The sequence below is a fragment of the Enterococcus larvae genome, from assembly GCF_017830045.1.
Classification (GTDB): Bacteria; Bacillota; Bacilli; order Lactobacillales; family Enterococcaceae; genus Enterococcus_L; species Enterococcus_L larvae.
In genome coordinates this window covers 207163-221080 of sequence record NZ_JAEDXU010000006.1, presented here as the reverse complement: position 1 = coordinate 221080, position 13918 = coordinate 207163, and the positions used below count along the sequence as shown (strand labels likewise).

The window sequence follows — 13918 nt, the reverse complement described above, 5'->3', positions numbered from 1 at the left end:
TCAAACTGCCTTTCTTCCAATCCTATTTGTAAGATTAGAGGAAAAAAGACAGTTGGTTGTTTTATTGGATACTCTTTTTCAAAGCTTCGAGATTTTCCTGCATAACGGAAATATAGTCTTTTCCAGCCTTCTGTTCATCTTCAGTCAAGCTCTCCAAAGTTTGAAGAACTGAAAGCTCTACGCCTGTTTCCTTTGCCAGAGTCTCTGCTACCTTTGATGAAGCTGTTGCTTCAAAATAGATGACAGATACATGGTGCTCATCAATGAATTCTTTCAGCTGAGCCAAACGACTTGGTGATGGCTCCTGATCCGGTGAAATCCCTGAAATGGATTCCTGTGTCAGTCCGTACTGGTTGGCAAGATAACCAAAGGCAGCATGTTGTGTGACAAATGTTTTGTTCTCCGCATTCGCAAATGCTTCTTTGTATTCAGTATCTAATTCCTGTAACTTTTCAATGTAAGCAGCCGCATTTTTCTCAAATGCTTCTTTCTTATCCGGATATTTTTCAATCAATCCGTCACGAATCTCTTCTACTTCTTTTTGAGCCAGTACAGGGTCAAGCCAGACATGGGGATCGACATCATGGCTATGGTCGTGATCCGCATGATCTTCATCATCCTCATGGTCGTGCGCATCGCCTTCCATCAACTCAATATTTTGGCTGGCCTCAATAACTTTGACCTGCTCCTGATCGACATTTGCCAGAATATCATCTGCCCAAGTTTCGAACTCAGTACTATTATATACAAAAACATCTGAATCGGAAATTTTAGCGATATCTTTTGCGCTCGGTTCAAAGTCGTGGGCGTCTGTTCCAGATGGAATCAACAGCTCTACTGTTCCTTCATCCCCTACAACCTGTTCAGTAAAGTTATACATTGGATAGAAGGTTGTCATGACCTTGATTCCATCCTGAGAATCTTCTCCTGATTCACTCTTGCTGCCGCAGGCAGTCAAAATAGCGGCACTTAACAAAAGCACCCCGGCACCGATACTATATTTCAAAAAATTTTTTTTCATCTTATTTCTCCATTCCGATTTATTTTTACAAACCGTAAAAATTACGATTTAAGAGCAAGAACTACTTTATCAGAATAAAAAAAATTCGTCAAGATAAATATGAAAAAAAACAGCTGCTTCGCCCAAATTCCTTCTTGAAGAATAAACGACATACCGCCATTATACAAACAAAAGAAGAGCATCGAACAAAAATCATTCCATACCCTTCTTTTCGTTTATATCTGAGCGAATAATAATATTTCCTTCATATAGATGAATCACTATGACTAGTCGATTGGAATTTATACTGCAGAAGATTTCCTTGATTTCCAAGGCCTAACAGCTGCATCGATTTCTTTGTCATTTCAATGTTCGGACAAGATATACCTCTTCACAAAAACCCTTTAATCCATTATAAATCCGCTGTGCCCGTGATTTCTTGTCACATAGGGCAAAAACAGTTGGTCCGCTGCCGCTCATCAAGGCCGCATCTGCGCCGAACTTCAGCATCCGCTCTTTGATTTGTTGAACGACAGGATGCTTTTGAATCGTTACACTTTCCAAGGCATTTCCTATTGTTTGAGTCATTTTCTTGTAGTCGTTATTGTTTACTGCTTCCATCAAACCGGGAATATCCGGATGTTCAATACTATTGAATGATAGGCTGCCGAATATCGATCCAGTCGAAACGCTCATCTTCGGCTTAACCAACACAACCCAGCACTGAGGCATAGGAGGCATCTTTTCAATTTTTTCGCCTCTTCCTGTCACAAAGGCTGTCCCGCCTTCGATACAGTAAGGAACATCTGAACCGATCTCACTGCCCAGCTCAGCTAACTCTTCATTCGACAATCCCAGTCCCCACAACCGGTTCAGCCCTCTCAGCGCAGCTGCGCAATCACTACTGCCGCCGGCTAATCCTGCTGCTACAGGAATCCTTTTTTCTATATAGATCCGTATCCCTGTTTTGATTTGAAATCTTTCCTTGACCAACTTCGCCGCTGCATACGCATGGTTCTTTTGATCAACAGGAATAAACGAATTATCAGTCTCAATAATGATCTGATCGTCTGTCAACGATTCAAAAAAAAGTCGATCTGCTAAATCTACACTTGCCATCACCATTTCCAATTCATGATAGCCGTCTTCCCTCTTATACAATGCATCCAAACCCAGATTGATCTTGGCTGGTGCCTTTTCAATTATCTCCATTTCCCCACCTATTTCTATACATGCCAGTCCTTATATACAGTCTTCTAAAATTCTAACATATGTTTTTCTGGAAGTACATACAGAATGCCGACAGCCGCATGTCGGACAACAAAAAAAAGCTGAGTAAAACGATCGTCTCACTCAGCTTGATTTGTTCATTCTCAGACAGCTTCACCGATAAATTCAATCTCTACGGTCCGCGTCAATACATCTGAATAACTATAAGAAACTCGTTCGAACGAATTTTCATCTGGATCCAAGTCTACAACAAAAACAGAAGGGTATGTCTCAGTCAGTACGCCTGTACGCTCTGTTTGTCGCTTTCTCCCCGTTTGCGCAGTCAATGTGATTTTACTGCCAATTCGGCATTCCAAATCTTGTTTTATTGAAGCTAAAGTTGTTGGCATTACACTCACCTCAATATACATTATACCGTATCACTCAAGAAATTTCAAGTTTACCATAGCACAAAAATAATTGCAACTCTCAACATACTGATCTGTTATTAATAGGAATTTTCTTTTCCGTTTTTAATCGGAAATCAATGATTTGATTTTTTTCTTCGCCCGATCGTAGGCACTCCTGACTTTTATCAGCTGAACATCATGAGTTTCCGCTATCTCCGACAGCTCCTTTCCGTCAATGTATTCTTCGAAGGTTACCCGTTCAAAGGACGAGAGGACACTAGGAAAATCCTCCAGCTTTTCTCTAATGATCAAATAATCCAAGGCCTGTGATTCTTCAATCTGTATTCCATCAAAAAAAGTTTCCCCTTGCGTGTCTATCTTCTGATCAAGTGAAACAGCTGACATGTCTCCTTTTCGCTTAAATGCACACTGCTTCCGGACGAGGCTGCGGACATGATTTTCAAAATTCAACTTAAAAAAGTTCCCCACTGTAACCTTGTGCCCCTCCTTAAACTTCTCCAGCGAACGGAAAAAAACAATTCTGCCCTCCTGGAGCCAGTCTTCCCGATCGAACCCTCTTAGATAGTATTTTGTCTGCATCTTGAATACCACCGGATGGTACTGACGATACAGCTGATCAAATGCTTCAAAATCACCATTAACAATCTTTTCAAAACGATTCATGATTACTCCCCCTTTTACCAATTTATTGATAAAAAGAGCGTAACATTTTATCATTTGAAAAAAGAACAAAAAAAGAAGAAAAATATACAATGAGTATTATTTTCTTCTTTTAAAAATATTTTTTTATCTTTTGGTATATTTATCACTAATTTTTACTTACAAGGATACTTTTTTTGCGTAATATATAATTTATATGCTAATCCTTCTTTGAAAGTTCATCCAATGCATCGGAAAGCTTTGACAGCTGGTCCAGACTCCAAGGTGAATTTCTGCGAAAGCTTTGAAACTGAATGTCCGTCGCATGGATCGCAATCGTCCGTTCTGTTTTCCGTACTTGATCATACAGCTCTCTAGCGGAAACCCTCAGCGCTCCTTTAGAAAAAATCAGCCACTGCTCTGCCAGATCACTTGTTGCAACTGTAACCTGTGTAAGAAGATCATTCTTCTCTCCAGCAGTCCGTTCGATAAAGCTGTCAGCTGTTTCATCCTCTTTTGTAAAAATGACTGTTAGCTGGTATTTCTTATAGCTTTGCTGAATGCCCGGTACAAGCTGAGCATCAAATACAACCATGATTTCCGTGCCCTCATATTTAGCATAATTGGACAATCGATGAAGCAATTCTTCTCTTGCATCAGCCAACTTATTCTGTTGCTTCAAACGAACAAGCTCCGGCCATGCACCGATCATATTGTACCCATCTACGATCAATAATTGCTTTTTCATCGATGCTGCCTCCTCATGGTTTTGGATTTCTTCCTCTATATACCTCATACATCAACAATCCGGCTGCAACTCCGGCGTTAAGACTCTGAACATGTCCGACCATTGGGATCGTCAACAGTTCATCCACATCCTTATGCAGACCCTTACTCATGCCGCGGCCTTCATTACCGATGATCAGCGCAACAGAACCGCTTGTATTCCACTGTCGGTAATCCGTACCTTCCATGTCTGTTCCAAAAATCCAGAAACCAGCCTTTTTAAGGTCAGAAACTGCTTGCGACAGGTTTGTTACCCGAGCAATCGGAACGTGCTCCACAGCGCCCGTAGACGCTTTTACAACGACTGAGGTAACACCAACTGCACGATGCTTCGGAATGATGACGCCATCAACTCCTGCGGCATCCGCTGTCCGCAGAATCGAACCGAAATTATGCGGGTCCTCTAAGCTATCTAAGATCAAAAAGAATGGTGTCTCTGATTCCGTTTTTTCCAACAGCTGGTCCAGCGTCAAATACTCATAGTCAGTAGTTGCCAGTACGATCCCCTGATGGACACCATGGTCGCTTAAAGTATCCAGCTTTTGCTTCGGCACCCATTTAACAGGAACAGCATGGTCCTTGGCTACCGCCTTCAGCTTCTCAATTTTCTCGCCTGAGCTGTCTTCCTGCAGAAACAGCTTATTTCCTCGGTCATTTCCTAATGCCTCTAATGCGGCATGGTAACCAAAGACAAACTCGCTCTCTTCTTTTTCCTCAGGTACTTCCACTCGCGGATTTTTATGTGGTTGATTCTTATTATTCGATCGCTTTCCTTTCGGACGACCGTTATTTCTATTTTGCTTCATTTGAATCGCCTACCTTCTTTATACACCAATCGATCAATTCCTCCAAGCGTTCCGTCTGCTTCATCAGATGAAGATACCCCATCAACGCTTCAAATCCTGTAGCGACTCGATACGTCGTGATGTCTGCATTCTTCGCTGAGGTATGGCTTTTGGCATTTCGTCCTCGTTTATAAATCAGTTCTTCTTCTTCTGTCAGCAGGTTCGCAGAAAGCATCTCCTGAATCAAAAAGGCCTGTGCCTTTGCTGACACATAATTGGTCGCTGTTCGGTGCAAAACATTCGGCTTTGTCTGTCCCTCGGCCACCAAATAATCCCGAATATAGATTTCATAAATCGCATCACCTACATAGGCCAGCGCCAGACCATTCAGTTGCGTATAATCTCTCATTCTCCGCGTCTCCATCTCGTGCCCTGAGCAGTATCCTCCAGAATGATCCCTTGATCCTTCAGTAAATCTCTGATCTCATCACTGCGGGCAAAATTACGATCTTTTCTTGCTTGATTTCTTTCTTCAATCAACTTGTCGATTTCGTCATCCAACAGTTCATCTGATGAAAAGACAATTCCGAAAATAGCCAAAAGTTGTGCGTATAAGGTCAGAGCCTTTTCGATAACTGCTTCAGAAACAGCTGGCTGTTCACTGTATTGATTCAACCATTTCGCCAACTCATAGACAACCGTGATTCCGTTAGCTGCGTTTAAATCATCATCCATTTCTTCAATAAATCGAGCTTCCAATGCATCCAGCTCTGCGATCATTACCGCGTCATCTTCCAAAACAGATGCTGCACCAGCCTGTCTGAAGGACAGATTATCAAAAGCGATTTTCAGCTTTTGATAGTTTGCAGCAGCCTCTTTCAAGGTCACTTCACTGTAACGAATCGGGCGGCGGTATTGCGTCGTCGCCATAAAGAAGCGCAGTACCTGCGGATCAACTTCACGAATCATCTCGTGAACCGTGATGAAGTTTCCAAGCGATTTACTCATTTTTTCGTCATCTTCACCAATCGTCACATAACCATTATGCATCCAGTAATTCGCAAAATTCTTACCGGTTTTTGCTTCGCTTTGGGCAATCTCATTCTCATGATGCGGAAATTCCAGATCCTGACCACCGCCGTGGATATCAATGGTTTCTCCTAAGTGCTTCGTCGCCATGACCGAGCACTCGATATGCCAGCCAGGACGTCCCGGACCCCAAGGGGATTCCCAGAAGATTTCTCCATCTTTTGCTGATTTCCATAATGCGAAATCAAGAGGGTCCTCTTTTTGTCGCTGCTCTTCGCCGGTTCGTTGGCTTGCGCCTACTTCCAGTTCATCGATTGATTGATGGCTCAGCTTACCGTAGTCCTTGAATTTTCGTGTTCGATAATAGACATCGCCTTGAGACTCATACGCATAGCCTTTATCAATCAACACTTCTATAAACTGAATAATGTCCGGCATATGATCCATCACACGTGGATTTTGAGTCGCCGGCTTCACATTCAACGCTTCTGTATCTTCCTTGAATGCCTGAATAAATCGATCTGCAACATCAGAAGCGGTCACGCCCAGCTCTTGTGCTGCCCGAATGATTTTATCATCAACATCAGTAAAGTTAGACACATAATTCACTTCATAACCGCGATATTCAAAGTATCGACGGATCGTATCAAAAGCAATAGCACTGCGGCCATTGCCGATGTGGATATAATTGTAAACTGTTGGTCCACAGACATACATCCGAATCTTCCCTTCTTCCAAAGGGACAAATTCTTCTTTTTGTCTGCTCAACGTATTATAGATTTTGATCACTATTCTCCTCCCACTTTCTCTCCTTTTATTCGAACAATTTTTGCTGGAATACCTACCGCTGTAGCATCCGCCGGAATATCAATCAGCACAACTGCAGACGCACCAATTTTAGCACGCTCTCCTATTGTTACCGGACCTAAAATCTGTGCATTAGCCGATATGATCGCTCCTCTTTTTACTGTTGGATGCCGCTTGCCCTGGTCTTTTCCGGTACCGCCTAATGTTACACCATGAAACAGAATAACATCCTCCTCTATTTCAGCGGTCTCACCGATGACCACGCCCATACCATGATCGATAAAGACGCCCGATGCAATCTTCGCTCCTGGGTGAATCTCGATCCCTGTAATAAATCGCCAGAACTGTGCGTGCATTTTTGCAAGTAAATAAAGACGATGGTTATACAGAAAATGAGAGATTCTGTGACTAAATAATGCATGTACCCCAGGGTAAGTAAGTAGAACTTCTGCTGTTGAACGCGCTACCGGATCGTTCTTCTTCACGGCAACAACAGCTTGTTTTAACCAACCCATCAACTAATTCCCCCTATTTAAAACAATCTCTAACGAAACCCCAACCGGTTTTAGCATTTCTGTCGACAGCCCTATTTTCAACAGCTCATTCTTCCCACCGATAACATTTTTTACATGCTGCATTCCTTTTTTATATAAAAAACGCCCTTTAAATGAGTATCTTCATTTAAAAGACGTTTCCACGCGGTTCCACTTTTTTTCACAAAACAGGATTGTTTTGCCTTGATACAGGTAACGTCTGTCTACGTTTCCAGCTACTTGATTTCGCCGAAACCACTTAAAGATGCATTTCAAAGGAATTTGCTGACTATTTCCACCTGCCATAGCCTCTCTGGTAAACAAGCTTCCCTTTACTTCTTCTTATCTGCGTGTTTGTTGTTCTATTTAAATTATAAAACGTTGATTAAATGTGCCAGTGCTTTCTCTTTGCCTAAAAGCTCAATTGTTTCTGCCAGCTCAGGACCATGCATTTGTCCGGAAACAGCTACACGGATCGGCATGAACAGGTTTTTCCCTTTAACGCCGGTTTCCTTTTGAACTGCTTTGATTGCTGCTTTGATTGTTGGTACATCCAGTACTTCAGCCGCTTCCAGCTGTTCTTTAAATGCACTCAATACTTGAGGAACTGTTTCTCCGGCAAGTACTTCTTTTGCTGCATCATCTAAAACAGGATGTTCATTAAAGAACAAATCTGATAGGTTGACGATTTCTGCTGCATAACTCATTTGCGCTTTATATAGACCTACAAGTTTTTTCAGCCACTCGATTTTTTCAGCAGATGGCTCATTCTCCACTCGACCATCCGCGATCAAGTAAGGAATACACATATCTGCCAGCACATCTAAATCGACCTGCTTCATGTATTGGTTGTTGACCCATTCCAGCTTTTTGCCGTCGAAGGCTGCCGGAGACTTGCTCAGGCGCTCAGGATCGAATATTTTAACCAGCTCTTCTTGTGAGAAAATTTCTTCTTCCCCAACTGGAGACCAGCCCAATAATGCAATAAAGTTGAACATCGCTTCTGGTAAATAGCCCAGCTCACGATACTGCTCGATAAACTGAAGAATCGTTTCATCACGCTTGCTCAGCTTCTTACCTGTTTCAGAATTGATGATCAAAGTCATATGACCAAAGCTTGGCGGTGTCCAGCCGAATGCTTCATAAATCATCAATTGCTTAGGTGTGTTGGCGATGTGATCATCCCCACGTAAAACATGAGTGATTTTCATCATATGATCGTCTACTGCTACTGCAAAATTATAGGTCGGCATGCCGTCACGTTTTTGAATAACGAAGTCGCCGCCGGTATTATCTGATTCAAAGACGATTTCCCCTTTGACCATATCTTCAAAAGAGTAAGAAGTGTTTCTAGGGACACGGAAGCGAATTACCGGTTCTAAGCCCTGTGCTTCTTTCGCAGCCTGTTCAGAAGGAGTCAGATCTGCACATATCCCAGAGTAATGAGGCATTTCTCCTCTTGCTCGCTGTGCTTCACGCTCTGCTTCCAACTCTTCCTCCGTACAATAGCATTTGTACGCACGATTGCTGCTTAACAGCTGATCGATTAGAGGTTGATAGATTTCTTTACGCTCTGATTGACGGTAAGGACCGTATTCACCTGGATTTTCAGGAGATTCGTCCCATTTGATTCCCAGCCATGCCAGATTTTCCAGCTGGCTTTTTTCGCCGCCTTCAATGTTTCTCTTCAAATCTGTATCTTCTATACGAATGATAAACTCACCGTCATTATGACGGGCAAATAAATAGTTGAATAACGCTGTTCTTGCATTTCCGATGTGCAAATGCCCTGTTGGACTTGGTGCGTAACGTACACGAACTTTTGTCATAGTCTTTTCCTCTTTCTATTTTTCAAGTAAAGCGACCGCCATCGCTCCCATACCTTCTTCACGACCGATGAAACCCATTTTTTCCATCGTTGTTGCCTTTAGGTTGATCTGATCCTTATCGATCCCGCAGGCAGCAGCGATATTATCCTTCATTGCTTCCAGATATGGTTTCATTTTCGGCTGTTCTGCTAAAATTGTACAATCAATATTGTTAATAGTAAAGCCTGCATCTTTAACTTTTTCATTTGATTGTCGTAATAATTCCAATGAATCCGCATCCTTGAATACTGGATCGGTGTCCGGGAATAGATGACCAATGTCTCCCATCCCAGCAGCACCAAGCAATGCATCAGTAATTGCATGCAGCAGGATATCTGCATCAGAATGTCCCAATAATCCCTTATGAAAAGGCAGCTCTACACCGCCGATGATCAGCTTGCGGCCTTCTGCCAGTTGGTGTACATCGAATCCCTGACCGATTCTAAACATATTTTCTTAACTCCTCTTTCGTTTGACGATTGCTTCACCAATCAACATATCATCTGGTGTCGTCAATTTAATATTCTCATAGCTTCCCAGCACCATTGTCACGGGAAGATCACTGTATAGCTCCATCAACGAAGATTCATCTGTTCCCAGAAAATCGTCCTCTTTAGCCTTTTCATGCGCCTCTAAAAGATCCTTGCCATAGAAAGCCTGTGGTGTTTGAATCTGCCACAGTGTCTCTCTTGGGATGGTTTCCTGAACGGTTCCCTGAAAGACCTTCTTGATCGTGTCCTTGACCGGTACACCCAAAATCGCTGTACTGGTTTCCAGCACCTTCGCATGGAGTGCCTTCAGCTGAGACAGTGTAACAAACGGACGGGCACCATCATGGACCATGATGATATTTTCCGGGTCCTTCATTGCCTGAAGACCGTTATAAACACTGTATTGACGTTCGCTGCCCCCACAAACGAACGTGATTGGACATGTTTTCTTTCCCTTCATCCTGCGTACAGTATCCTTCAGCACATCCTGCTCATTCTCCTGAGTGACCATGATAATGTGCTTACATGCCGGATCTTCATAAAATGTCTTCAACGAGTAAGAGATGATTGGTTTTCCCATAAGCTGCAGTAAAATCTTATTGCGAGAAGCCTTCATCCGTTTTCCTTGACCCGCTGCCAATAAAATAACTTCATATTCTTTCATAAATTATTTCTTCTCTTTAGCCTGATCATGATTATTTTTATGCTCATCGATCCCACGTCCGGAATGAGCCGGTTTAGCGAAAATCATACGACCTGCTGCTGTCTGAAGGGCACTTGTCACAACAACAACCAAATGCTCATTCATGTAATGCTGTCCATCCTCAACAACAACCATCGTACCGTCATCCAGATAAGCAACCCCCTGCTGACGTTCTGTTCCGGCTTTTACGACCATGACATTCATTGTTTCGCCTGGGATAACGACTGGCTTCACTGCATTTGCCAGTTCATTGATATTTAAAACAGGGACATTTTGAAACTCTGAAACCTTATTCAGGTTATAGTCATTCGTCACAACCACACCATCTAATAATTTTGCCAGCTTGATCAATTTGCTGTCTACTTCTGCGATATCTTCAAAATCGCCATCATACATCTCTACAGAAATTCCTTCTTCCTTCTGTAGGGCATTCAGAATATCCAAGCCGCGACGGCCGCGGACACGCTTTAGGCTGTCGCCGGAATCAGCGATATATTGAAGCTCATATAAAACAAAATTCGGAATCAAAATGACTCCTTCTAAAAATCCGGTTTTCGCAATATCATAGATACGCCCGTCGATGATCACGCTTGTATCCAAGATTTTATACTTATGAAAGTGATCCTCAACTTTACGATCCAGTACCTCTCCTTCATTATCCGGCGCCGGCTTCTTCTGTCTCGCTGTGAAAATCTTTTTCCACTCGTCGATTCGTGTTGTTCCCATCCGGAACCCTAGATAACCCAGCATGATCATTCCAAGAATGGGTAATAAGCTGTTTACAATAGGAATTTCCAAATTATACATCGGAATGGAGATGATTACCCCGATCGTCAGGCCTAAAATGGCACCGATACTTCCGAATAAAAGATAAGTAAGACTTACCTCATTCAATGATTTTTCTACTCTTTTAACTGCTGAAACGATATATTTTGCTAACATTAAAGATAAAATAAAGAAAATAATTGCACCAATTAGACTGTTAGTAAAATTATTATTCAGCCATTTGTTATCTGCTTGCTGAGCCATTGTCCAGGCCGCCGGTAATAAAGAAATACCTAAGCTGGCACCGATGATGACCATCAACACAGTGATTACTCGCTTTTGCACATGTTCTCCCCCATTCTAAGTTTTTATTTTTTATGAGACTGAGCCAGTGTTTCGTTTCTTCACTGATACTCAGCCTCTGCTTTTTATTTCCTATCGATTTCATCTAAATATAAGAGACGTTTCATATTCATACAGCTGTTGCTTTATCTGTTATGAACGACTCACTTTTTACTGGAAGACTTTTCTCAGGGTTTCCCCAATCGTTGCCACACCAATGACTTCGATGTTTTTGGGAGGCGTCCAGCCGCCTAAATTATTCTTAGGAATATATATTCTCGTGAAGCCCAGCTTTTCAGCTTCCTTTACGCGCTGCTCAATGCTGTTCACGCGACGCACTTCACCTGTCAATCCAATTTCCCCAATGAAGCACTCAGTCGGCTTCGTTCCTTTTTCTTTATAGCTGGAAGCAATGCTGACAGCTACCGCTAAATCGATTGCCGGCTCATTCAGCTTTACTCCACCGGCTGCTTTCAAATAAGCATCCTGACTTTGAAGCAGAAGACTTGCCCGCTTTTCCAGAACAGCCATGATCAAAGACACACGGTTAAAATCAAGACCAGTTGTCGTTCGTTTCGCATTTCCGAACACGGTTGGTGTAACCAATGCTTGAACCTCGACCAAGATTGGTCGACTGCCCTCCATTGCCACAACAATTGCAGAGCCTGTGGCACCATCCAGCCGTTCCTCAAGAAAGACCTGAGAAGGATTTGCTACCTCCTCCAGACCGTGCTCACGCATTTCAAAAATACCAATTTCATTCGTCGAACCGAAGCGGTTTTTCACTGCTCGCAAGATTCTGAAGGTATGATGCTTATCTCCTTCAAAATAGAGGACCGTATCCACCATATGCTCCAGCATTCGTGGTCCGGCAATCGAGCCTTCCTTCGTCACATGTCCTACGATGAAAATAGCGATACCATTTGTTTTCGCCAGCTTCAGCAGTTCTGCAGTCGTTTCTCTTACCTGACTCACACTTCCTGCCACACTTGTTACATCCGGCTGTGTCATCGTCTGAATGGAGTCAATAATCACATAATCCGGCTCAAGCTGTTCGATCGCGCGGGAAATCTCATTCATATCTGTTTCAGCGTAAAGATAGAAATCAACATTCGCTTTGCCCAGACGCTCGGCCCTCAGCTTGATTTGATCTGCACTCTCTTCTCCCGATACATAAAGTACCTTGCCGCCGACTTCGGTTAGCTGTTGAGAAACCTGCAACAGTAATGTCGATTTCCCAATCCCAGGGTCACCACCAATCAGAACCAACGAACCGGGAACGACACCGCCCCCTAATACTCGATTCAATTCAGGCAGCTTCGTAGCTACTCTAGGTTCCTTTTTCGGTACGATTTCTGTTAAGCGCTGCGGCTGTGTTTTTTTACCGCTCAAACTGACTCTTGCTCGTCTATCAGAAGTATCTTGAATTTTTACTTCTGTCATGGAATTCCATTGCCCGCAATTTGGACAACGACCCAAGTATTTTGGGGAAATATATCCGCAGGATTGACATTCAAATTGAACCTTTACTTTTTTTGCCATAGTACAGCTCCCTGCTTCTATTTATTTCAGAATAACTGTTAATAGTTTAACATACTATAATCCTTTTATACCAAGAGTTAAGGTTTATCTCTTGAAGTTTAAAGAGATTTTAATCTATCATTGTCCCGACGAACCAAATCCGCCTGTCCGCTCGTTTTCTACATGATCATCATCTGCTAAAAGAAACGGTTTAAATATCCCCTGACCAATTCGTTCACCTTTCTCAATGCGAACCTCTTCATAGCCAAAATTCAAGAATTGAAACATGATGTGCCCTTCATTATCAGGGTTGTTATAATAATCTCTATCGATCACACCGACACCGTTAGCCAGCATCAAAAATCGTTTTAACGGATTAGAGGAGCGGCTAACTAACTCAAGATATTCTCCCTCACCCATAAATGACTTGATTCCGGTCTTTACCAAGGTTGGCTTTGGTGCCTCGCCAGCTTCTTTCTGCTGCCAAATACTTGGAACAATAACTGTTTCTGCCGCTTCAAAGTCATAGCCGGCCGCTCCTGTCGTTGCCCGTTCAGGAAGATTGATCCCTTTTCCTTCATAATCTGAAATAATTTCAAAACCACGTTGTTTCATATAAAAATGCTCCTCTTCCTTATTTAGGAAAACCAATAGACGGCTTCCTCCTGTTTTTTCACTGTTAAAATAGACTCAATAAGAGCTGAAAACCTCAAGAACTTACGTTCATTTTAACATACTATATGAATCGTACGAAATTTTTCATTACGCGAAAAGCGGCTAATTACCTCTTATTTACATTAGCTTTTTTCCTCTATTTCGTCGCATTCATATAAATGAATCACACGAAATTTTTCATTGTGCGAAAATCAGCTAATGGCCTGCTTATTTACATCACCTGTCTCTTCCCTGTTTCCTTTACTTAACTAAGAACAGGAATCGCTCTTCACATAGGAACAATCAACCACACTTATATAATTTATAATACGTTATTTTTGAATCATTCCATCTT

Annotated in this window: 15 protein-coding genes and 1 other annotated feature; all 15 genes read right to left on the bottom strand. The window is 42.4% G+C overall.

Translation table 11 applies throughout. The features are described 5' to 3' along the window. Window positions 1–61: 61 nt before the first annotated feature. The 15 genes from I6N96_RS12910 to I6N96_RS12840 all read right to left on the bottom strand — a co-directional run bounded on the left by I6N96_RS12910 (window position 62) and on the right by I6N96_RS12840 (window position 13524). Window positions 62–1021, bottom strand: a complete 960-nt coding sequence (locus tag I6N96_RS12910; RefSeq protein ID WP_209557955.1) for a metal ABC transporter substrate-binding protein — start codon at window positions 1019–1021, stop codon at window positions 62–64. 339 nt (window positions 1022–1360) lie between these two features. Continuing rightward, window positions 1361–2212 carry a 4-(cytidine 5'-diphospho)-2-C-methyl-D-erythritol kinase gene (gene ispE, locus I6N96_RS12905; RefSeq protein ID WP_209557954.1) on the bottom strand — a complete coding sequence of 284 codons (852 nt, stop codon included), beginning with the start codon at window positions 2210–2212 and terminating at the stop codon, window positions 1361–1363. A gap of 161 nt (window positions 2213–2373) precedes the next feature. Then, window positions 2374–2619, bottom strand: a complete 246-nt coding sequence (locus tag I6N96_RS12900) for a Veg family protein (protein WP_086348407.1) — start codon at window positions 2617–2619, stop codon at window positions 2374–2376. Window positions 2620–2742: 123 nt separating this feature from the next. After that, entirely contained in the window at window positions 2743–3303 is a 561-nt protein-coding gene (locus I6N96_RS12895) for a sigma-70 family RNA polymerase sigma factor (protein WP_209557953.1), read from the bottom strand. 196 nt (window positions 3304–3499) lie between these two features. Continuing rightward, the gene (locus I6N96_RS12890; RefSeq protein ID WP_209557952.1) at window positions 3500–4027 is read right to left on the bottom strand and encodes an NYN domain-containing protein; all 528 of its coding nucleotides are present in this window, start codon (window positions 4025–4027) and stop codon (window positions 3500–3502) included. 13 nt (window positions 4028–4040) lie between these two features. After that, on the bottom strand, window positions 4041–4871 hold the full coding sequence (rlmB, locus tag I6N96_RS12885; protein ID WP_209557951.1) for a 23S rRNA (guanosine(2251)-2'-O)-methyltransferase RlmB: 831 nt from the start codon (window positions 4869–4871) through the stop codon (window positions 4041–4043). After that, window positions 4858–5259 carry a Mini-ribonuclease 3 gene (locus tag I6N96_RS12880; RefSeq protein WP_209557950.1) on the bottom strand — a complete coding sequence of 134 codons (402 nt, stop codon included), beginning with the start codon at window positions 5257–5259 and terminating at the stop codon, window positions 4858–4860. Before I6N96_RS12880 ends, rlmB begins: the two co-directional genes overlap by 14 nt. Further along, a complete protein-coding gene (cysS, locus tag I6N96_RS12875) occupies window positions 5256–6668 on the bottom strand; it encodes a cysteine--tRNA ligase (RefSeq protein ID WP_209557949.1) in 1413 nt (470 codons plus the stop codon). The genes I6N96_RS12880 and cysS overlap by 4 nt, the downstream gene beginning before the upstream one ends. Continuing rightward, entirely contained in the window at window positions 6668–7201 is a 534-nt protein-coding gene (epsC, locus tag I6N96_RS12870; RefSeq protein WP_209557948.1) for a serine O-acetyltransferase EpsC, read from the bottom strand. Before epsC ends, cysS begins: the two co-directional genes overlap by 1 nt. A 166-nt stretch (window positions 7202–7367) precedes the next feature. After that, window positions 7368–7577, bottom strand: a binding site (T-box leader). A 13-nt stretch (window positions 7578–7590) separates the two neighbouring features. Further along, on the bottom strand, window positions 7591–9048 hold the full coding sequence (gene gltX, locus I6N96_RS12865; protein WP_209557947.1) for a glutamate--tRNA ligase: 1458 nt from the start codon (window positions 9046–9048) through the stop codon (window positions 7591–7593). 15 nt (window positions 9049–9063) lie between these two features. Further along, window positions 9064–9537 (bottom strand): 2-C-methyl-D-erythritol 2,4-cyclodiphosphate synthase, encoded by a 474-nt coding sequence (gene ispF / locus I6N96_RS12860; RefSeq protein WP_209557946.1) that lies wholly within the window; start codon window positions 9535–9537, stop codon window positions 9064–9066. 6 nt (window positions 9538–9543) lie between these two features. Further along, on the bottom strand, window positions 9544–10242 hold the full coding sequence (gene ispD / locus I6N96_RS12855; protein WP_209557945.1) for a 2-C-methyl-D-erythritol 4-phosphate cytidylyltransferase: 699 nt from the start codon (window positions 10240–10242) through the stop codon (window positions 9544–9546). Between the two features lie 3 nt (window positions 10243–10245). Further along, window positions 10246–11391, bottom strand: coding sequence for a PIN/TRAM domain-containing protein (locus I6N96_RS12850; protein ID WP_209557944.1), 1146 nt, complete (start codon window positions 11389–11391; stop codon window positions 10246–10248). Between the two features lie 168 nt (window positions 11392–11559). After that, complete coding sequence (gene radA, locus I6N96_RS12845; protein WP_209557943.1) at window positions 11560–12930, bottom strand: DNA repair protein RadA; 1371 nt, start codon at window positions 12928–12930, stop codon at window positions 11560–11562. Between the two features lie 117 nt (window positions 12931–13047). Then, window positions 13048–13524 carry a dCTP deaminase/dUTPase family protein gene (locus I6N96_RS12840; protein WP_209557942.1) on the bottom strand — a complete coding sequence of 159 codons (477 nt, stop codon included), beginning with the start codon at window positions 13522–13524 and terminating at the stop codon, window positions 13048–13050. Window positions 13525–13918 lie beyond the last annotated feature (394 nt).